General features: G+C 41.4%; 21 protein-coding genes and 1 other annotated feature. Of the genes, 9 read left to right on the forward strand and 12 right to left on the reverse strand.

Annotated elements, in window-relative coordinates; all coding sequences use genetic code 11:
* The 5 genes from RXV91_RS06760 (at window position 1) to RXV91_RS06780 (ending at window position 4,319) form a co-directional block, all read left to right on the forward strand.
* The gene (locus RXV91_RS06760) at window positions 1–762 is read left to right on the forward strand and encodes an amino acid ABC transporter ATP-binding protein (RefSeq protein WP_316439242.1); all 762 of its coding nucleotides are present in this window, start codon (window positions 1–3) and stop codon (window positions 760–762) included.
* Between the two features lie 209 nt (window positions 763–971).
* Window positions 972–1,204, forward strand: a binding site (T-box leader).
* A 53-nt stretch (window positions 1,205–1,257) separates the two neighbouring features.
* Window positions 1,258–2,073, forward strand: coding sequence for a transporter substrate-binding domain-containing protein (locus tag RXV91_RS06765; protein ID WP_316439243.1), 816 nt, complete (start codon window positions 1,258–1,260; stop codon window positions 2,071–2,073).
* A gap of 374 nt (window positions 2,074–2,447) precedes the next feature.
* Entirely contained in the window at window positions 2,448–2,765 is a 318-nt protein-coding gene (locus RXV91_RS06770) for a PadR family transcriptional regulator (protein ID WP_021731092.1), read from the forward strand.
* Complete coding sequence (locus RXV91_RS06775) at window positions 2,762–3,400, forward strand: HAAS signaling domain-containing protein (protein WP_316439244.1); 639 nt, start codon at window positions 2,762–2,764, stop codon at window positions 3,398–3,400. Before RXV91_RS06770 ends, RXV91_RS06775 begins: the two co-directional genes overlap by 4 nt.
* Window positions 3,384–4,319 (forward strand): DUF4097 family beta strand repeat-containing protein, encoded by a 936-nt coding sequence (locus tag RXV91_RS06780; protein WP_316439245.1) that lies wholly within the window; start codon window positions 3,384–3,386, stop codon window positions 4,317–4,319. The genes RXV91_RS06775 and RXV91_RS06780 overlap by 17 nt, the downstream gene beginning before the upstream one ends.
* Before the next feature lie 158 nt (window positions 4,320–4,477).
* On the opposite strand, the gene RXV91_RS06785 is transcribed toward RXV91_RS06780, so the two are convergent.
* Window positions 4,478–4,954 carry a GyrI-like domain-containing protein gene (locus RXV91_RS06785; RefSeq protein ID WP_316439246.1) on the reverse strand — a complete coding sequence of 159 codons (477 nt, stop codon included), beginning with the start codon at window positions 4,952–4,954 and terminating at the stop codon, window positions 4,478–4,480.
* 109 nt (window positions 4,955–5,063) lie between these two features.
* Between RXV91_RS06785 and RXV91_RS06790 the strand changes: the two genes are divergently transcribed.
* Entirely contained in the window at window positions 5,064–5,999 is a 936-nt protein-coding gene (locus RXV91_RS06790; RefSeq protein WP_316439247.1) for an HTH domain-containing protein, read from the forward strand.
* A gap of 176 nt (window positions 6,000–6,175) precedes the next feature.
* Here RXV91_RS06790 and RXV91_RS06795 read toward each other — a convergent pair whose 3' ends face one another.
* The 3 genes from RXV91_RS06795 to RXV91_RS06805 all read right to left on the reverse strand — a co-directional run bounded on the left by RXV91_RS06795 (window position 6,176) and on the right by RXV91_RS06805 (window position 8,739).
* Complete coding sequence (locus tag RXV91_RS06795) at window positions 6,176–7,261, reverse strand: YdcF family protein (protein ID WP_316439248.1); 1,086 nt, start codon at window positions 7,259–7,261, stop codon at window positions 6,176–6,178.
* A 75-nt stretch (window positions 7,262–7,336) separates the two neighbouring features.
* On the reverse strand, window positions 7,337–8,092 hold the full coding sequence (locus RXV91_RS06800; RefSeq protein ID WP_021731082.1) for an ABC transporter permease: 756 nt from the start codon (window positions 8,090–8,092) through the stop codon (window positions 7,337–7,339).
* Window positions 8,089–8,739, reverse strand: coding sequence for an ATP-binding cassette domain-containing protein (locus RXV91_RS06805; RefSeq protein ID WP_316439249.1), 651 nt, complete (start codon window positions 8,737–8,739; stop codon window positions 8,089–8,091). Before RXV91_RS06805 ends, RXV91_RS06800 begins: the two co-directional genes overlap by 4 nt.
* A 149-nt stretch (window positions 8,740–8,888) precedes the next feature.
* On the opposite strand from RXV91_RS06805, the gene rlmD reads away from it, so the two are divergent.
* From rlmD to RXV91_RS06820, 3 genes are all read left to right on the forward strand, one after another.
* The gene (gene rlmD / locus RXV91_RS06810; protein WP_316439250.1) at window positions 8,889–10,334 is read left to right on the forward strand and encodes a 23S rRNA (uracil(1939)-C(5))-methyltransferase RlmD; all 1,446 of its coding nucleotides are present in this window, start codon (window positions 8,889–8,891) and stop codon (window positions 10,332–10,334) included.
* 42 nt (window positions 10,335–10,376) lie between these two features.
* Window positions 10,377–10,820 (forward strand): hypothetical protein, encoded by a 444-nt coding sequence (locus RXV91_RS06815; protein WP_251898964.1) that lies wholly within the window; start codon window positions 10,377–10,379, stop codon window positions 10,818–10,820.
* Between the two features lie 313 nt (window positions 10,821–11,133).
* Entirely contained in the window at window positions 11,134–11,985 is an 852-nt protein-coding gene (locus tag RXV91_RS06820; RefSeq protein WP_316439251.1) for an NAD(P)H-binding protein, read from the forward strand.
* 147 nt (window positions 11,986–12,132) lie between these two features.
* Here the strand turns inward: RXV91_RS06820 and RXV91_RS06825 are convergent, their stop codons facing one another.
* From RXV91_RS06825 to RXV91_RS06860, 8 genes are all read right to left on the reverse strand, one after another.
* On the reverse strand, window positions 12,133–12,945 hold the full coding sequence (locus RXV91_RS06825; RefSeq protein ID WP_316439252.1) for a Cof-type HAD-IIB family hydrolase: 813 nt from the start codon (window positions 12,943–12,945) through the stop codon (window positions 12,133–12,135).
* A 266-nt stretch (window positions 12,946–13,211) separates the two neighbouring features.
* A complete protein-coding gene (locus tag RXV91_RS06830) occupies window positions 13,212–14,075 on the reverse strand; it encodes an ROK family protein (protein WP_316439253.1) in 864 nt (287 codons plus the stop codon).
* 3 nt (window positions 14,076–14,078) lie between these two features.
* Window positions 14,079–16,709 carry a glycoside hydrolase family 38 C-terminal domain-containing protein gene (locus RXV91_RS06835; protein ID WP_316439254.1) on the reverse strand — a complete coding sequence of 877 codons (2,631 nt, stop codon included), beginning with the start codon at window positions 16,707–16,709 and terminating at the stop codon, window positions 14,079–14,081.
* A gap of 81 nt (window positions 16,710–16,790) precedes the next feature.
* Entirely contained in the window at window positions 16,791–17,891 is a 1,101-nt protein-coding gene (locus RXV91_RS06840) for a PTS fructose transporter subunit IIC (RefSeq protein WP_003642460.1), read from the reverse strand.
* Window positions 17,892–17,923: 32 nt separating this feature from the next.
* Entirely contained in the window at window positions 17,924–18,244 is a 321-nt protein-coding gene (locus tag RXV91_RS06845; RefSeq protein ID WP_003642461.1) for a PTS fructose transporter subunit IIB, read from the reverse strand.
* Between the two features lie 16 nt (window positions 18,245–18,260).
* Window positions 18,261–18,722 carry a fructose PTS transporter subunit IIA gene (locus RXV91_RS06850; RefSeq protein ID WP_316439255.1) on the reverse strand — a complete coding sequence of 154 codons (462 nt, stop codon included), beginning with the start codon at window positions 18,720–18,722 and terminating at the stop codon, window positions 18,261–18,263.
* A gap of 15 nt (window positions 18,723–18,737) precedes the next feature.
* Window positions 18,738–20,354 carry a BglG family transcription antiterminator gene (locus tag RXV91_RS06855; protein ID WP_396426752.1) on the reverse strand — a complete coding sequence of 539 codons (1,617 nt, stop codon included), beginning with the start codon at window positions 20,352–20,354 and terminating at the stop codon, window positions 18,738–18,740.
* A 688-nt stretch (window positions 20,355–21,042) separates the two neighbouring features.
* A complete protein-coding gene (locus tag RXV91_RS06860) occupies window positions 21,043–21,501 on the reverse strand; it encodes a MerR family transcriptional regulator (RefSeq protein ID WP_316439257.1) in 459 nt (152 codons plus the stop codon).
* Between the last annotated feature and the right edge of the window lie 12 nt (window positions 21,502–21,513).

The raw sequence follows: 21,513 nt of genomic DNA on the forward strand, positions 1-21,513 counted from the left end.
ATGATCAAATTAGAACACTTAAATAAGACGTTTGGCAATCACCAAGCGTTAACCGATATTAATACTGAATTCAAAGAACACCAGACGACCGTAATCGTTGGGCCATCTGGTTCTGGCAAATCAACCTTATTGCGTTCCCTGAACTTATTGGAGCGCCCCGAAAATGGCCAGTACCACTTCAATGACGAGACCATTGACTTTGCTAAACCGTTGACGAACAAAACGATTCTCAACATTCGGCGTAAAACTGGGATGGTCTTTCAAGGCTACAATTTATTCCCACACCTCAGCGTGGTTAAAAATGTTATGGAAGGACCGGTGCAAGTCTTGAAAAAAGACCCCGCTACTGCTAATAAAACGGCCTTAGAATTATTAGCCCGGGTTGGTTTACAAGATAAAGCCGATGCCTATCCCGAACAGTTATCTGGTGGTCAACAACAGCGGGTTGCCATTGCGCGCTCATTGGCAATGAATCCCGAATTTATCTTATTAGATGAGCCAACTAGCGCGTTAGATCCGGAACTAGAAGCTGGGGTTCTGCGCGTCCTGCTTGCACTTGCCCAAGAAGAAGACTCCATGATTATCGTCACTCACAACATGGAATTTGCGCGAGCCGTAGCTGATAAGATTCTATTTGTTGAAGATGGTAAAATCTTGTTCGATGGCACCCCCGCTGAATTCTTCAAACAACCAACTCAGCGGATTGCCGACTTCTTAGCCGCAATGACATTTACAACTATTTCAGATAAAGCTAATCAATAATTACCATTCAATCAGCGGGTTCTTAACTAGAGTATCTAGTTAAGAACCCGCTTTTTTAACGTTAGTTGCTAATGACACTACAGTATCAATTTAATTGGCAGATGCATTAACAAACCAAATAAAATTAGCAAAAGATGGCTTTTTGGTTAATTTATCATGTAATTTAAGTTTGACAATTTTAATCTAATCTTGTAAACTAGCCTCAACATCTAAACGTTGTGATGAGATGAGTAGTGTGATTGCCACGCATAGCGAGCCGTTGGTTGGTGCAAAACGGTCGGACAGTGACACGAAGATGGTCTCTAAATGGTACTTGGCAAGCACTAGCAAACCAGTGACGCGTCGTACCCGTTAGCGTACCGAGTGAATAACTCATTGAGCCAAGTGTTGTGCACAACGCTTGGAAACTAAGGTGGTACCACGGTCAGCAGTCGTCCTTTTATATTAAGGGACGACTTTTTTTGTCACTAAACACATCTACGGGGGTAATCAATTATGAAGAAATGGATTAAAACATTAAGTTTAGCAATTTTAGGTCTCGCACTGACAGTTACATTGACAGCATGTGGTAACTCTAACTCATCACAAAGTAGTCCTTCTAGCGCTAGTAGTCAGCTTGGCTTACAAAAGAGTGGCACGTTGACCATTGGCCTAGAGGGCACTTTTCAGCCTTACAGTTATCGCAAAGACGGTAAGTTGACTGGCTTTGAGGTCGATCTTGGCAAGGCCGTCGCCAAGAAGCTCGGTCTAAAAGCCCAGTTCGTACCAACTAAATTCGATTCACTGATTGCTGGCCTCGATGTTAACAAGTATGACGTCGTGATCAACGATATTGCTGAGACGGCACAACGCAAACAGAAATATTTATTCTCGACTCCTTATATTTACTCTAAATCACAACTGGCCGTTAAAAAATCATCATCAATTAAGAAAATCACCGATATCAAGGGACAAAAAGTTGCTCAAACAACGACTAGCAATAACGCTAACGATGCTAAGCGCTTAGGGGCTACTGTCACCCCCACTGATGGCTTTCAACAATCAATTGATCTAGTGAATCAAGGCCGCGTTGCTGGCACAATTAACTCGCGGGAAGCTTTCTACGCCTACCTCAAGCAGAACCCCAAGGCGAGCTTAAAATTCATTAGCGGTGGTTCAGAAATCAAGACCCAAAAAATAGGCGCCATTGTCACCAAAAAACACGCCAAACTTCAAAAACAACTTTCTAAGGCCATTCAAGAATTACGCCAAGATGGCACACTAAAGAAACTGTCTAATAAATACTTCGGTGGTAATGTCACTAATAAATAATCGATGCTTCATCATGTTACAAAAAATAGCTTGCTCACCAAGTTTTATAAAAGAACTACCTACGATCATTGAATCCATAACCCATTACGATATCTGTGTCTCCCAAAGATTTCTCTTAACTTTGGGAGGCTTTTTTGCGCCAAAAAGCCTTTCATAGTCTCCCATACCAACACAAGTACGTTTTATTCTCATCACTACGGAATATTTCTGCCATCAGCAATTATGCAATGTTTAAACGCAGCCAATAACCATTAGCCCAACACTACTATCAATGCAAGCTAGCCTATATTTATATTTGACAGCCAATTCTTCTTCAATGTATACTACTCATTGAACAATACTATACGTCATATAATATAACAGGAGGAATAGCTATGGCCATTCAAATTAGTTCCGAATTGCTTGACGGTTGTGTTTTAGCTTGTCTTAAGCATCAAGACTACTATGGTTATGCGCTGACTCAACGTCTACAAGCCGCCATCTCAGTATCCGAATCAACGCTTTATCCAGTACTTCGGCGACTCAAGAAAAATGACTGGGTCACTACCTATGATCAAGCTTATCAAGGGCGTAACCGCCGCTATTATCAAATTACAGCTAGTGGTTTGACTCAACTAAATACGATTCAGCAAGAGTGGCAGACTTATTACTTGGCCATTAACCAATTACTTCAGGGGGAGGATGAATCATGAACGACTACTTATCCAAATTTGACGCGTTACTCGTTCAACTCAACAATGATGAACGCGATGAGGTCGTTGAATTTTATCGCGAATATTTACTTGATGCGGCAATCGATAGTTATGATGACTGTGTCGCCGAACTTGGAACACCTAAACAGTTGGCGCGTAAAGTATTAGCTGACTATTCGATTCGCTTTAATGAAAATCTTAATGCAAATCTTTCCAAGCGGCAAAAGTCACAGGCCAATGTGCGTACTATTTGGCTAATTGTGCTAGCACTACTCTCAACACCAATCACGATTCCCGCACTAATTGCTATTTTAGCCGTTTTCTTTGCCTTAGCTGTTACCGCCTTTGCATTTGTCATCGCGGCAGGCGCCATCTTAGTGGGAGTTACCATTCTCGCATTTGTCATGTTGACAGCCGGCATTGGGATCTTCAGTCAATCACTATGGGTGGCCCTGTTCTACCTTGGCAGTGGCCTCGCTATTATCGGCGCTGAACTATTAGTATTACCACTATTTATCTGGATGATCAGTATTATTCTACAAGGAATTGCAAAAATCGTACAAAATTTATACCACCGATTTGTTAAGAAGAATCGTGCGGAGCGAGGAGGTCGGCACCATGCGAAAGACAATTAGAGTTGGCGTTATCTTATTAGTTCTTGGACTTATTCTGACCATGTTTGGCATTGCAAATAACGGTATTCAGAGTGTCTATTGGGATCAAGGCTTCCATGTCGTTCACCATAAAACCAAGCATTATCACGTTAGCCAAATAAAAGATATCACGATAGCGACTGCTAATAATGTTATTATCAAGCAAGGCACGACCGCTAACGTTACCGTCACGGCCGCACGCGCCTTACCAACCATTACGACCGACAATGGTCACGTGACCGTTACATCAACGTCGCACAATACTAAAACCATGGGCTTCATGTTCGACAATGTTGGGCAATTTGCTGATACAACAACGATTACGGTACCTAAGGGGACAACCATCAATCGAATCACTGCCAAAGCAAGTCAAAGCGGCAACATTACGCTACAAAGTATCACCACTAACCATCTACAAAACCTGAGTACCAATAGTAACGTCAACTTGACTGATGTCAAAATTAATCGGTCAATGACGCTGACCGGTGATAATTTGCATTTAACACGGACATCAGCGCCCAGTCTACAAATCAATGGTGATCCAGACGTCAATATTACTGATAGTCGTTTTACTGCAAATGCTTCTAAAATTGCTACTGATGAAGGTGACATTCACCTGACTAATAATCGGTTCAAAGCGATTGGAATAACGACTAGTGATGGTGATATTACGCTCAATAATAATCATATTACCGAAAACTTAGCTGCCGCAACTAGCGATGGCGATATTCGCGGCACTGCATCACGGACAATCGGTGTTCGTGCAAGTACCAGCGATGGTGATTTACACATCTTTGATCATACCCAATCTGACGGCAGTGATTACCAAGTTAATCAATCAGCATTGATTCAATACCGCCTAACGACTGCCGATGGTGATATTACTGTCACTAGCAACTAATCTAGCAAACATCCAAAAATCGGTTAACTTCAATCGTTCAAGAAAAAAGAAGCCCTTTAAGAACTCACAATAAGTTCTTAAAGGGCTTCTTTGATCTCGATTATCAACAGGCAACGAAATAATTTACTAGCCCCATTTTGAGCTGCTTCACAATTACTCTAGTTCATAACAACGGGTACTAAAGCCATTCCTTGAAAGTTATCATCAACTGCTTGCATCTGAACTGCATTGGGTCCACCAACATAACTGTAGGTTGTCAACTGAGGCAGAATCTCGCCAAATACTGCACCAGTTAACTGTGTCGCTAGTTCTTCTTGTGAAGCCGCCCTCCCCGTCACGACCAAATATGTGCCACTTGGAAATTCGATGAGTCGGTCAGCAACAACATGCTCATTCTTAGGTAAAACGGCCGCATAATGCATCATCTTATTATTAACAACTTCGTTAACTGCATACAAACTACTATCCTTTGCTTGTGACACTAACTTAGCTAACGAACCATCCGTGTTAATTCGTGTCCAAAAATCGGTCTTCTCACGATTGATACCTGCAAAATCATTAAATTGACTATTAATCGTCATTTCCAATCCTGCAACGGTAAATTGTTTCTTAGTTTCGATTTGATAAGCTGTCATTATTATGCCTACTTTCTTGGAATTATCTTGGTATTCCGTTTGATTGCTTTTATAATAACGATAAAAGGTTTCAAAAAGTGACACCTTTTGTAAAAAAGAAGGCTATCTGATGAATAAAACAACTAGAATCAACATGATTATGCGCTATATCAACAATCGCTCCCAATTTACACTTAAAGAATTGATGCAAGAATTCAACATCTCACGATCAACCGCTATTCGTTACGTGCGGACGATCGAAGACTTAGGACTACCATTAGTTGCAGAAAATGGCCGCAACGGTGGCTACGCCGTTATGCGTAATCAGGTACTTCCTGCCATTCATTTTACAACTGACGAAATCAAAATGATGTTCGTCGCATTTATGGCTACTCGCAACCAGCAGCTACCCTACCTTACTAGCCGCCGAACAGTGACCGAAAAATTACTCGGTCTCATTCCACTGACTCAACAAGATGATCTGCTCATCCTAAATCAACGAATCATTTTTGATGGCACTCATCCGCAAAATCCAAATTTACTTGATCGGGCAGACTTACCGGATCCATTATTGGAAGCACTCATTCAGCAATTGATCATTAACCAGTGTATGCAATTGACAGATAGCCATGAGCATACTTACACCGTGGCTGTTACGCATCTCTACCATGAACAAAGTCAATGGTGGCTGGAATTTATTAACTTAGCGACGAACGTTTTAGTGCAATGGCCCTTAACTAAGATTACTCATGTAGAAAGCGCTAACGTTAATTTGAATTCCCAGGCCATCGAAGCCAAACTACAAGCAGCAACACCAGCGCCAAATGTTGAACTGCAACTAGGTCCTACAGCGGTTAGTCGTTTCAAACGATACCATCCTTTTTCGTTGTCACTATCGTACACTGACCCTTATCAAATGCGTGGTATTTTGCGGCACCATTTACCACTAAGCGGCGACGAAATCGCCTTTTTTGGTGATTGGATGCAATTTCTTGGACAAGACGTCGTAACAGTTCAACTACCTGATGAGTTACAAAGATACTTGCGGGAACGATATCCAAACTAGTTACGCGTTGTGCTAATTAATCGGTTCAGTTGTATATTTTCATTAGCGCCATTAAGTCGTTAACATTTACTTATTATTTCTCTTCAATCGACTGATATAACATTGGCCATAGTAATAAAAAGATATCCCAAGCCACCATCTAGCTAGCTCAGAATATCTCTAATCAACAATATTGATTATAACGATGCTTGATAAATATCAAACCAGGTCAACAATAACGATACAATCAAGATGCCGACCATCGCTACCGCGTGCCACCACTTATTACGAACGAATATCGCAATATACTCACGAATAATAGCATCCGGCAGAAAGAACCTGGCTGTTCGCGCACCAATACCATCTGCTTTGAGTCCCGCTTGTTTGGCAAACATGCCAGCCCGAAAGGTATGATAATTATTCGTGACAAAAATCGTCCGGGGGTTTTTAACCGGCCCTTGATCAATCAACTGTTTACTAAACTGCATGTTTTGTAAGGTCGTTTTCGACTGCGTTTCCGCCCAGCCATCCTTAACCGGTAAACCATGTGCAATCGCATATTCCAACATGGCTTGCCCTTCCGGAACCGTTTCGTCACCACCCTGACCACCAGAAAAAATCATCACGGCTCGATGGTGAGTCTTGCGCTGCTGCTTCTGATAAAAGCGCAATCCACGCATGATACGTTGACCTAGTAATGGTGAGACACGCTTGCCATCCAACAAACCGGCACCCAGCACGATAATGTAATCTTGGCGCAGACGTGGCCAATTGAATTGATAAATCGTCAACATCGTCAGGTAGTTATAAAACCAAAAACCAAGATAAAAAATCACGAGGTTCGGAAAGACCGTCAGAAAATAACTAACCGGTTGCGGGACGTGATTATTTAACAAATTACCTAAAAACGGTAATATCAGAATTGCTAATCCTAAATATAGCGTTAACATATTCGCTAACGTGTGACTTTCATGACGCCACATAATCCACGCGTTCCATAGTAATAAGAACGCTTGCAACATAAAGATCAAGCCAATTAATAGTATTAGCAAAACGAACAATGTCCCACTTACCAATATCAACCAGTGGATATTACTACCTAAAATCGTTATCGCTAACATTGTTAAAAAAGAATAGAAAAATAGCGAAAACCAAATACCGTTACCAAGCCGAACCTTATCACGATGATAACGCCAACCAAAAATGACTCCAAACGTGATTGGCACCACCCAGCCCCAGTATACAATTGCTGGAATTGGCACCCAAACCGCTGAGTTATTCACATCAACACCCCCGCATTAAGTTTTATTCCAGACTCCATCATAAAGGAGTGCCGACTGGACTGCAATCAGGAGCCATTACTTCAACTGTTTTTGTTCATTATAGAAATTGCGATAGGCTAAATAACACGCAATGATGGAACCTAAACTAGTCGCTGACAAGAGCATGAACGTAACCATGATTTGATACTTAATGGCCCGCACCGGATCGACCCCCGCAAAGATCAACCCGGACATCATCCCGGGAAGACTAACTAGGCCCACCGTTTTAGCCGAATCAATCGTTGGCGACATGCCAGTCCGGATTGCCTCACGTACAATCGCAATTGAAGCATCTAGCAACCCAGCACCTAATGCCAGTCGTTCTAGCACACCCTGGCGCTGATCATGAAACTGACTATTGAGACTTCGATAAGCCAATCCAATAGCTACCATTGAGTTGGAAGCAATCATCCCAGAGATTGGAATCATTTGCGATGGCACAAACTTAATCGCTCCCGATAAAACTAGTACGCCTAACGTCACTCCCGTACTAACTAAAATAGCTAGTAGTGAAATTGACAAAGCGTGGTCAATTCCTGGCCCACGTTTTTTTGCATTCCAAGCGGCATTAAAAATAATGAAGCCAATCATCGCTAATGTCAGCCACAAATTATTAACACGGAAAATATATTTTAATAAGTAGCCCACAATAAATAGCTGAACTACGGCCCGAATAACCCCAATCACGATGTCCTTGTCTAATCCGAGCTTTTGCCACAAGCTAATTCCTAATGCTACCAAAACTAACATTGCTGCTAAGAATAGCGACGTATTGTTAACCGCTAAATTCATGCGTGTACCTCCAATCTGCCTGCGACGACTTTCGCTAATTGATCGGCTGCGGCGATCTCCGTAGCATCATGGGTAATCATAATAGTTGTTACGTGAGCTTGGGTATTTAACTGACGTAACCACCTGTGCACAATTTGTTTGTTATCTTCATCCAGACCAGCGGTTACCTCGTCCAATAACAACACTTTCGGTAAAAATAAGATATTACGAATCAGGGCGACCCGTTGACGTTCACCACCAGAAAGCTCAGTGATTGGCTGATGGAGTGTCCGCTCTGACAATCCAACGTTATTCAAAGCCGCCACTACCCGTTTCGCATCCATTGTTTGTTTGCGAATTTGGTACGGAAAAGCTAAATTATCCGCCACAGTTTCGCCAAATAATGTCGGTTGTTGAAAACAATAGGAAACTTGCCGCCGATACATAATCGGATCATAGCTTTCAATGGGCTGGCCATCGAAAATTAAATCGCCACTTGTTTTGGAAATCATTGCCGCAATAATTCGTAATAACGTGCTTTTACCACCACCCGATGGGCCAGTCAACGTAATATGTGCGCCAGTTGGAATCTTCCAATCAATATCATATAAGATATGTTGATCCGCAACTTGATAATTAACCTTTTTGAGTCTAATCAATGAATCCACACGATCCACCCCCCACTGCTAATTTAGAATCATTATAACCTAATAACAAGAAGGGGTTCAACTAATCCTCTCCGGTTATCCTATCAACGACCGCATGCTATAATGGGGGTTAACACAGTTCACAGAAAAACGAGGTCAAAATTAAACTTATGCCACAATCTAATCATTATTCGCACCAATCACGATCACACAATGATCGTCGTCGGCAACCACCGACCGAAAAAGTACAAGCGACGGTCACCATTGGCCAACGCTTCCCACTGACTATTCGGCGCCTAGGCATTAACGGTGAAGGCATTGGCTATTACAAACACGTCATTACATTTGTCAAGGGTGCGCTACCCGATGAAGTTGTAGTTGCTGAAGTTACCGCAGTTCACCCACGTTACCTCGAAGCTAATATTCGTAGCATTCGTAAACCTAGCCCCGACCGGGTTGATCCCCGTGATACTTACGCTGGGGAAGTCGGTGGTTTTGAACTCGAACACCTCGACTATCCGGCCCAGTTAGCTTTCAAACAAGACTTGATCAGACAAGCACTTGAAAAGTATCGACCCGCTGGCTACCGCCACTACGATGTCCGCCCAACTATTGGTATGGCTGATCCATATGAATATCGGAATAAAGCCCAATTTCAGGTTCGGATGATCGATGGGCACGTTGCTGCTGGCCTATATCAAGAAAATAGCCATAACCTAGTTGATTTACCAACTTGTTCCGTTCAAATGCCGGTGACCATGACAGTCATGCGCCAGGTCGTTGCTTGGCTAGAAGAACTCCAAGTGCCCATTTATGATGAAGCACATAATTCTGGTATTGTTAAAACAATTGTTGTGCGAGCTGCGGCAGCGACTGGTGAAGTCCAACTTGTCTTTATCACCAATACACCCAAATTGCCAAAGAAGCATCAATTATTAATGAAGATTGCTGAAAAATTACCAATGGTCGTCTCAGTCATGCAAAACGTCAACGCAGGTAAAACGTCACTGATTTGGGGCGATCAAACGACCTTACTAGCTGGCAAGCCAACGATTACAGAGGAACTCGACGGGCTCGTCTTTGACTTATCCGCTCGTGCTTTCTTCCAATTAAACCCGCAACAAACTAAGCAACTTTACCGATTGGCGCGAGAAGCACTAAACTTGGCTCCCAACGAGACACTCGTTGATGCCTATTCCGGCGTTGGGACGATTGGCTTGTCGCTAGCCGATGTTGCCAAAGAAGTCCGGGGCATGGACACGATCCCGGCGGCCGTTGCGGATGCTAATGCCAACGCACAGCGTAATCAGATCAACAATGCCCACTATGAAGTTGGCGAAGCTGAAGTTTTGTTACCACAATGGTTAGCTAGTGGTTTTGCACCGGACGCAATGGTTGTTGACCCACCACGGACTGGCCTAGATAACGTCTTGATTGACGCTATCTTGCAAAGCGCACCTGAAAAGCTAGTCTACATCTCATGTAATCCATCGACACTAGCGCAGGATTTACAATCGTTGACGCGCGGTTATCAAGTGGATTATATCCAGTCAATCGATATGTTTCCGCAGACGGCGCGTTGTGAAGCAGTGGTCCGCTTTACCAAACGTCATTAATTATCCATCATCACTGCCAATTAACTTTGAGGGGGAATCATCATGGCAGCTACTGATAGTCAAATTACATTAACAATGACCTTTACTTTACGGCCACCATTTAAGACCCATTTTTTACTTCTAAAAGACTACATTGCAGATGTGCGTATCCCAGCACGCGATGGCATGTTAACCACCATTATTGCCAAAAACATACCATTATCACCGGCACTAGAACAACTCAAAGCGATTTTTGATGATGTTCAAAATCCGGTCTACTGGCGACTCCACGACCAGGCAGTGCAGGAATTCTTTAGTGCCCATCCTGATCAGCGGCCCGTTCTCCCAATGGATCTCTTACAGGTCATGCTCAATACTTTGGCCGCCCAAGGATTATCCGATCAACAACTGATGCACATTATGAGGGACGTTTTCGAGCGATTACAAACCAATGACTTTAATGGGCAGGCGGCGCAACGAATCTTAACAGCATTGAAAAACAAATAGCCATACTTAAATGATTTAATCTAAAAGATTAGTCGGACACTTTCTATATGTCGACTAATCTTTTTTGATTATATTTAAACCGTCCTACTTTAATAATTGGAATCATCATTAGATGAAACTTTATTAGTAACATTTAATCCTTTATATTATCGTCATAGCGTTAATAATAATTATTTTAAAAAGCTATTTATCAACTGTTAATCAAAATAGAATTGACATTCGTCAAAGCATAGTTGTTGACTTTCAAGTTACATGTGTTAAGCTGATCACTGTAATTCTTATTGATACAGCAATTCGAAAGGAAGTCTTAACTATGCAATACGCAATCACTGCCGCTACTGGTAAGTTTGGTCAATCCGCCGTCAATACCCTTAACAACCTGGTTGGTGCTGAAAATGTCATTGTTATCGCACGTAATCAAGAAAAAGCCGCACAGCTTTTTCCCAATAATCAATTTCGAGTTGGCGACTACGATGATCGTGCCTCAATGACTGCCGCTTTTGAGGGTATAGACCGCGTCCTCTTCGTTTCCTCACAACCTGGTGGCCCCGTTGCTCGTGCTACGGCCCATCAAAACGTTGTTGCTGCACTTCAGACCGCGCACGTTGATTTTGTCGCTTACACTAGCTTTCCTAAAGCTCAAACTTCAATCAGTGTGCTTGCCAGCGACCATCGTGATACAGAAAATGCTATCACCGCAGCCCATATCGCCCACAGTTTCTTGCGCAACAACTGGTATCTTGAAAATGAAATGGGCTTCTTACAAAGCGGTGCTCATAATCAAGAAACATTATATTGGGCCAACAATACCGCTGGTTGGGCGCTAGAACGTGAATATGCTGAAGCTGCCGCCAAGATTCTTATACTATCTAATCCTAAAGAAATCTATGAATTGGCAGGAGCACCACGCAGCTATGCTAATCTTGGAAAAGCGTTACAACAAGCCACGGATAACCAATTTACAGTGACTCAAGTGAATCAGGCGGCATACACGCAATCACTTGAAGCTACGGGCCTAAATCATGATACCGCAGCCTTGTTTGCTTCATTTCAAACACCAATTAATGACGGTGCTCTGGCTGAAGACACTACGGACTTGGCCCACGCCCTGGGACACGAGCCACTGACTGCCAGTGCCGCCATTAAAGAGATTTTGACACGCTAAGCGATTGGTTACTTAAACAACCAATGATAATCTTAGCTGTCTTCTACAATATAAAAAACAGTGAAAGTCCAACGAACATGGCGTTGAACTTTCACTGTTTTGCGTTTTATCACAATCGCTTATTTCATCCGCAATTAACTCGATTTCTCAACTAAAATATCGAGCCAACGTCGCTTGAATCCCATCATGATTATTGTCAGTCGTCACAGTATTAGCTGCATTCTTGACCGCTTGCGGCGCATTTGCCATCGCAATTCCCACACCCACCGTCTGTAACATAGCCACATCATTAAAATTATCACCAAACGCAATCGCTTCGGCAGGCGTGACTTGATCGTCTTGTAATAATTTAATCAGCGCAGCGGCCTTCGTCACGCCGGCCGCAACAATTTCTAAATACGTGTCTTTTGAACGGTAAACAGCTAATTGCTCGAATTCATCTGACATCAGTCGCTGCTCAATTGCTTGAATCACATCCGGATCCGCCATGATCATGATTTTATGCACCGGCGTTGGCATCCGCTTTAACCATGTAGCCAAATCTGTGACTCGCGGTTGATACCCAATTCCGGCTGCCTCTTGTTGTTCCCATGGGCCATTAGCAGCCACTAACCAGTCATTATTCGTATAAATATTGATTGAAGCGGCCGGCCATTTTTGCGCAATCAAACTTTGAACGGCCTGGGCCAACGGCGGTTGAACAGCACATTGCTCATAAACCGTTAGTTGGTCGTTAACATCAGTGGTCGCTGTTAAGGCGCCGTTGTACGCAATCATCGTAGAATTAATGCCGAGTTGTTGTGCAATACCAAACATACCTTTTGGTGAACGGGCAGATGCTAGGACCATCTGGGCGCCCTGTGCAACGGCTGCTTGAACACCTTTAATAGTAGCCGGTAGTAACTGGCCCTGATCGTCGACTAAGGTCCCGTCGATGTCGCTTACGATTAATTTGAGCATTGCTTTTCCTCCGTTAGGTTAATTCTAAGTATATTTAACACAGACTAAATTATTGTGTAACGTTAACAATCCATTTGAAATCAACGTATGCTAAGTCGGTTTTAACACAACAATTTCAGTTAAACGTTAAACTCTTACAAGATAAAATCATGTATCTTACCGACTCTACTGTATCATGAAACAAGTCATAAATAAGTACTTCCGGCTATTTTTTAATTGACAATAAAGAAAAGGCCGATAACTTTTTTGTTATCGACTCACTTTGCTTACATTATCAAATTTTTAGCTAGGGCAACATTACCAATCGTTGCAGAACCATTATTAGCAATTCCCGTTAAAACAATCAAATGATCTAAGTTCGGTAATTCAACATAATTGTTATTAAGCTGCTCAACGTCTCTTCTAATCACTGGAAGTTCAGTTTCACTTACTACTGAGCCACCAATAACAATTCTTTCAGGCATGAAATTAAGATATGCATCAAAGACCAGCTGTGCAATATAATAACTGATCAACTTAAATACTTCATTGGTTCGCTTCAATTGTTCCCCCGGTTTGCCGGTTCGAGCCTCAATTGCGGGCCCTGAAGCCATGCCTTCAAAGCACCGATTTTGATGATATGGACAGACACCTTTGAAGTTATCGCCTAACATAGGTATAACCATTGTATGTCCCATCTCGAGATGAGACACACCACCTATGAAATGATTATCTTGGATAACACCACCACCAATGCCTGTCCCAATAGTAAAGTATACTAGTGAACGCACTGTTTGTCCTTGTCCAATCATATATTCACCATAAGCCGAAGCATTTACGTCCGTTGTAAAAGTAATTGGAATTTTCAAAGCTGCCCTCAACATCTGTACAACATCCGTGTGAGACCAACCAGCTTTTGGTGTATTTAAAATCTGACCATATGTCGGTGAATCCACCTTAATATCAGCTGGACCGAAGCTCCCGATTCCCAACGCATCGACTGGATTTTTCTTAAAAAATGAAACACAGGCTGCTAGCGTTTCATTTGGCTTTGTGGTCGCTACTCGTTCTCGCTTCAAGATACGGTAGTGCTCATCAGTAATTGCTAAAATAAACTTAGTTCCTCCAGCTTCAATACTTCCCAAACGCATGAGCTATGCCCCCTGATTGTGTATGAGCAAGGTAACCATATCATAAGGCTGAATCACTAATTGTTCCGAACATGGTTGAGCCTCTTCCAGAGCATTTACCTGAATGAAATATTGTTTTAATAAGGGAGTCAAATCAGCAGCCACACCAGATTCATTTGCCAAACGGATAACAAAACTATTTGGCACAGTATAAGCCGGATACAACGCGCTAATTGTGACATGTGGATCGAGTTTCAAAAATGACTCGCACTCTGAGATAGTTGGTAATGAATCATCAAATTCAACATCCCAAATTTTATTGTCTAAGCGATTTACAAATAAATTCAATTTTTGTAATTGATAACTAACATCGGGTGCTAACCACTTTTCAGCAATTATTGCCAATTTATTTTCATTCAATTGAGATGTAGAAACTAACCCAAACTGAAATGTATTTGCTCCTAATTCTTCTGCCAACGGCGTTGGTGTCATCTGATGCCCAATACTAGTTGTATCGCCTGAAGCACGGCCTGGTCGCCACAGTAAATTAGGCTTACCAAGTTGACCAGTGGTTGCCATTAATGTGACATAAAATGCTTTCTTTCCTAACTCGTATTCCTTCATTCCTTTAGCAATTAAATACAGGCCATCGCTAGCCCCTTGCATCCCGACAATTTTATCAAAGTTATAAAGGTTAACCGGTTTTTCAACAAATTCGTCTTCCCAATTTTCCGCAATTGGTAAATTACGTGTTCTTTGAAAGCCGCCTTGAACTTGCGCAACTGCAGTGTCACTTTCAATTGCTGTATTAATTTTTAACCGTAATCGATGATCTAGAACCTGATTATCGACAGTTAAACGACCTGCCAATACATTGTCACCATCAGTTAAAGTCAACGTTAATTCAAATGCGACATCGCGCAGCTTTGGTTCGTGACTAATCCTATCAGCCAATCCTTCTGGTAACTGCCACTTGCCACTTAATCGCAGTTCTTGCCTTCCAGCTCCAACATAAATGGCTACAACACCGGCTAAAGGCAAGTCAACCTCTTTGTCGCCTCGAAGCGGTGAATAATCGTACGTATCACCATCATTACCCGAATCTACAATACTAATGATGTTTTTGTAAGTTTTCCCATTAGTAGTTGCCTGAAAGTTACCATCGACATAATTCACTTTCCAACTTTCATTTTGGATAGCCGTTTGTTGCTCAGACTGTAATTCTGGCAAAGCTTCTGCACCATCCTTAAAGTCAATTACTTGGTAGCCCAACCCATCAAACTGGACTGCAACTTGTACTTGTAATTCATAGTAACCAGGCTCGTCTTTAAATTCAAAGCCTTTAGCCGTTTGTTGCATGATATTTTCTCGCTTAGCCACATAATTTGCACTTAAAATAGTTGCTTGATATTTTTCATCAAACATAATGTTTTTCGATGATGTTAAGAAACGGATTTTCTTATATCCATTGAATGGGCGTGGATCAGTATTGAATACTAGCACCTGATTGGCATCCAGTTTCAACCGTTGTGCGATTCTTTTCTTGATATAGTTTTCGATACCGTCTGCAATTTCAAAACCTTGTTTGAATCGATGGTCAATATCAATAGCAACATTATCAGAAACACTGCCACCCAAACTGTCATGCGGTTGACATTCTAGCAACTTTTTCCAAAGTTTCAAAATAAGACCCTTAGACACATCGATACCACATCTTTTGGCGATGACCATCAGTGGCTCAACACGTCGTAATATTTGCTGTTCGAGTTTGAAATTCTGCCGTTTAATGCGCGAACGTACTGAACCAATTGTCCGATGAACTCTAGCATAAGTTGGATACCGCAACTCGCCTTGATAATCCGGTAAATCGTTGCGTTGTCGTAATGTTCGCATAAACTTCGGATAATTGCTGATCACAATCTGATTATGACTATATTTATTTATCTTACTAATAGTCTCAGATACGTTATGAATAATATTCATTTGATCGATTCCCGAAGGCACTAGGACTGAATTATTTTGACCCTGTTGACTTTCAAAATCAATTCCTGGATCTAGACGGTTTGCAACGAACTCTTGTAAGTTTTTCTTCGAATCCAATGCGATTTGACCAGTATAGTAACCTAACGGAAAATTAGCAGCATAGACTTGACTATGACCTAGACTGTGCCATTTAAAATAAACAGAGTCCATTTGTCGCTTAAAATTAGTGCCCCGCCAAAAAATAAAGTCATTAATGCCAACTTGATTTAAGAGCATTGGCAATTGCGAATTAAATCCAAAAGTATCTGGCAAATAGCCAATCATCATTGGTTGCCCATACTTTTGTTTGGTATCGTTGATGCCAATAACTAAGTTACGAATAATTGATTCTGCATCAGGTATCATCGCATCAGTCTGTGTATACCATGGTCCAACAAATAATTGATTACGGTTAATTAATTTCTTTATCCGGATAACATCTTCGGGATGCATTTCAACATACTCATCTAGTATTGATGTCTGTCCGTCTAAAGTAAAATTAGCTTCAGGATGCGTTTCTAACTCCTTCAAAACATTTGAGAACAGCTGATCACTTAGCACCTGTGCGTCCTCAGTTGTAAAATACCATTCTCGATCCCAATGAGTATGATTTACAAAATGTGCTTTTGTCATAAATGTATCGCTCCCTGTTATTTTAGGTAACAAAAGCCGCACTACGGCTCTTTAACCATTATGCGGCTCGTTTTAGTCAATCTAAGCTTCAAAATTAATGTTAATGTCGTCCTCATTATCATCAGTGACTTGTTCTTCGCTCTGTGTTTGGTTAAAGTCCACAGCCAATGGTGCCAGTACACCGATAATCGCAGCGCAAACAATTAGACCGATTAAATAGGCCCAACCATTCGTAATGGTGACAAATCCATAAACCCCACCAACAGGAGGAATCTTAGCCTGAGCCCCAAGTAAAATCGTAGTCGCCGAACCAGCAGCACCAGCAATCATATTAATTGGAATTAATTTCAACGGGTTAACTAATGTAAACGGAATAGCACCTTCGGTTATTCCAATAAATCCCATGAACCAGTCGCTTCGTCCAGCATCAAGTAATTCATCAGAAAAACGATGTTTAAAGAAAGTCGTCGCAAATGCATATCCTAAGGGAATACCAGCAATAGCCACATTAACGATCATTGCAGGGGTGTAAATCTTTTCAGCTAATAAAACGTTACCTGCCATCCATGCAGCCTTATTAACAGGGCCGCCTAAGTCAGAACCAATCATAGCGCCCATGATAACTGCTAAGGTAATAGCACTTACACCGCTTGTACTCATTTGTTTAATCCAAGCGACAAGTGATACATTAATCCAAGTCAGCGGTTGCTTCAAAATGACTCCCATCAATATTGCCACAACCATTGTAGATAGTAGCGGTACAACAACTAATGGCATAATAGATTCGAACTTTTCACCAACATGTAACTTATTGTGACACCAACGTGCAGTATAACCAGCTGCAAACCCAGCAACCAAGGCTCCTAAAAATCCCATATTAGAACTAGATGCTAATGAGCCCCCAATAAACCCGGCGGCCAAAGCTGGCTTATCGCCAATAGCATACGCAATGTAACCGGCCAAAACTAAATTAACTAAGCCAACACCAATCCAGCCAACGGCTTCAATTTGTCCCATATAAAACCAAAAGCCAGTTTTATACGCATCAAAACTTGTAATTCCAAAACATAGACCTATCAACTTAGGAACTGCAACTACGAGGGACCCACCAATAACAACCGGTAACATATATGAAATACCAGACATTAAGTAGCCCTTCCACTCAGCCAATATTTTCTTCATAACTCACTCCTCCATTCTTCATTAAGTTCATTTTATTTAACACGAGCAGCAACCGCTTTGCTGACCTTATCAATAACAGCTTTCGGCTTTTTAATACACATATTAATATCAACTCGAACTGCTGGAATCCCTTCAAATCGATCCATCTTTTCAATTTTTTGATCCGAACCAATCAATAAAAACTTTGCGCTTTTCGCCTCCTCAACTGTAATTTCATTTTTAAGTCCCATTGCACCCTGTTGTTCTACTTTAGCTTGTAAACCTAGTTCTTGCGCTGCTTTTTCTAGCGCTTTCGCCGCCATTGGTGTATGTGCTAACCCTGCTGGGCATGATGTAATTGCAACAAAATCCATATCAGTCATCCTCTTTTTATAAAATTTTTTCCGAACTATTCGTTAATACAGTGTAAACATCCTGAACTGTTTGACTTTCAAGCAATGCTTGACGCTCACGGTCATCCACTAATGCACTCGCAAAGTTAGCTAGAATCTGTAAGTGTGCCTGCTCACTATTTTTTGGAACTAGCATAGCAATTACCTGATTAACTGGTTGGTCATCAAATGTCGGCCAATCTTGAATGCTTGTTGTAGAGCGAATGAATAGTACAGCGGGTTGCCGCAGATATTCTGAGATTGCATGAGGAATCGCTATACCGTCCTGCATTCCTGTTGAAGCTTCTTTTTCTCTTTGATGCAGCGCTTTCAAAACTACGTCTTCGCTATCTGCAAAGCCAAGTTCAATTGCTTTATGTGCAATAAAGCTAAAAACATCCTCACGTGTTCTAAAATGTTCTTTTAAAAAAATATACTTCTGTTTAAAAATTTCTGTCATATTTGCATTTCCCCTTCACTGCTGTGCTAATGTATCAATAATTCCTTGAGCATTTTGAGCCTTTATTAAGGCCGCCATTCGCTGTCTATCTTGAATCAAATTATAGAAATAACTGTAAATATCATCCATTTGTGTCTCAACCGTGCGATTCAGGGCTACGAAAAACACAACATGGACATTTTCGTGATCCCATTTAATCCCCTTTTTTGACGTCATGATTCCAATCGTTGGTTGCAAAACATGGTCGATATCACCATGGGGAATTGCAAATTTATCGATAATGGTGGATGCAACTTGTTCACGTGCTAACGCTGAATTTTGCATTTGATCATCAACATACCCATACTTTTCTAGCCGATCAGTTAGTTGAATAATCGCCGTCTTTTTTTCAGTTGCCTTTGAATTTGTAATAATACCGTTTGGACTTAATAATTTAACAAATGCGTTCCGCGCATACTTTTCTTGACGAATATCTTGACTCAACTTTTCCAATAAGCTGAGTTCCTGGTCATTCAAAAACGGACTGACTTGAATAACTCTCGTATCGCTCATCTTTAACGGAATAGTCGAAATAATAATGTCTGCAGTCACCGTTGAAGCCATCAATTCATTCACAGACAAAGTGCCAACAATCTGAACATCCGGTAGTTTGTCCATGACACGTTGCTTTAGTAACTCTGCCGTACCATAACCAGTACTGCATACAATCGCAAGCTCAACATCTGGTTTTAAGACCTTTCGGCGTTCAATGAACGATTCAAAGTGCAGTGCTAAGTATGCAATTTCATCCTCAGTTAGCTGTAAATGATATTGCTTTTCAATCGCCATCGCTAATGCTAGTGCTTGATCAAAAGCGACGGGAAAATACGTTTTAACTTGATTACAATACGGATTCGTAATACTAATGCCATTTTTAATGCGAACCAGCGCCGGACGTAAATGCAACGTTAGATTACGCAATAATTGATTATCATAATCTGTTAGCACGCTGCGTAGCCAGTCGACTATCGCTCGTTCAACTAAGCCACTTCTATCCAGATCAATGTACCCATCCTCAATGGCCGCGACATGCATATTTAAATAAGCAACTTCTTCATCGGGAACTTCACACTTGAAGGCCACGATAAGCATTTTAACTAATTTGTTGGTACTCGGAGATATTGCCATGGTGTCAAAATTCTGTGTCGTCGTTTGAGTAATAAACTCGCCATTCTTAATTCGCTGAATCGCAATAGTTGTATGGATCAGTAAAGACTCATATTGATATTCATTTACATCAACTTTTAAAATCTTCACAAATTTATTCAGGACTTTTTGCATCTGATTTAAAGTTTGTTTATTGACATATCGTTTCAGGGACTCTGGCACTTTAAATGTGCGTGTCATTTTGCCAGTCTGTTGATTTTGCTTAATCTCTTGTCCCCAATATGACTGTAATAGCTGACCAATCACTCGACGAACATCACTCTCCGAACTGTTGAATTTAACGCCTTCTGTGGTGGCCGTCAGCTTCAACCCATAATCCATTTTTAAAACATTTAAATCACGTTCCAACGTACTACGACTAATAAAGAAGCGGTCAGCAATATCATCTAATAACACTGGTTTAGATTGCTGTGTCAAGAATGTCATAATGCTAATTCTGCGTTCTTGCTCACTTTGACTATTGTCCTTCAGTGTCGGAAACTCAGCCAACAGTCCCTTCGTATTACCACTAAAACGAATACCCTGTCCTCTTTTCCTAACAAGCTGTACACCTTGCTGGTTGACTACCTTTTCCACCTCATTCAGATACTTAGCAATCGTCTTACGCGATGTGCCCGTATACTCCATAATATCTTGATAGTGAACTATCTTTTTTGACAATATCAACTCAATAATCATTCGTGTAAGAGTCGCTGGTGAACTATTCGGCGCCAAATTTATCACTCCCTAACTTTTACAATTAATATAGTAATGTAACCGTATACATTATTTAAGCTCATAAAAGTACACTTGGAGCTAGTGTACCTTTTAGTTAATAACAAATAATTTGCTTGGCTAGTCGTGCACTTCAAGATTGTTTTAAAGTTTCATCCTTTGATCGTATTATGAACGACATTCCCCCCAGAATATCGATAACAATTACCAATGTTACTTCGATTCTGCACGCAACCTTACAGGAAGACAAATCATTTACTGGATTAATTAACTATTTATATTAAACACCCAAAAAAACAGCGTAATTTCATTATCGCGAAATCACGCTGCTAAGATTATCCAATTACTTTAACAATATCATTTAAAACAACTTAATATTAGCTGCCCTTGTTACCGACGGCTAATCATCTATCTTAAAATTGTCTTTTAACTCAAACGTTACCCGGTCCCCCACGAGCTTAGCGTATAACTCCTGATCAGGTTGCGGGTCAAAAGGCCCCAAATCAACTAAAATCTGACCATCGTCCGCCACTTCATATCCTTGATACCGGTCTACTAGCACGTGGTACATCGTTTGCGCCGGTCGCATCCGCTCATCCACCTGAGCCGCAGCCGCTTTTAACGTATAACCGGTTTGTAGCAAGTTACTCATTGCGGCGGCCTTAATAACCATCTTCATGGTATAAATGCGCGCCTGCCCCGGTTCATCCTCATTCTTAGGAATAATATACCCCTTTTTTTGCCAGTACCGTAACTGTCGTGGTGAGACACCAGTCATTTTACTTAGTTCACTAATACCAATTGTTAATTGTCCCCGATGAAAAAGCTCGCGTAAATCTGCACGCGTCCCGTTTGCCATGCTGGCGCCTCC

The organism is Lactiplantibacillus sp. DA1 (assembly GCF_032681335.1).
Taxonomy (GTDB): Bacteria; Bacillota; Bacilli; order Lactobacillales; family Lactobacillaceae; genus Lactiplantibacillus.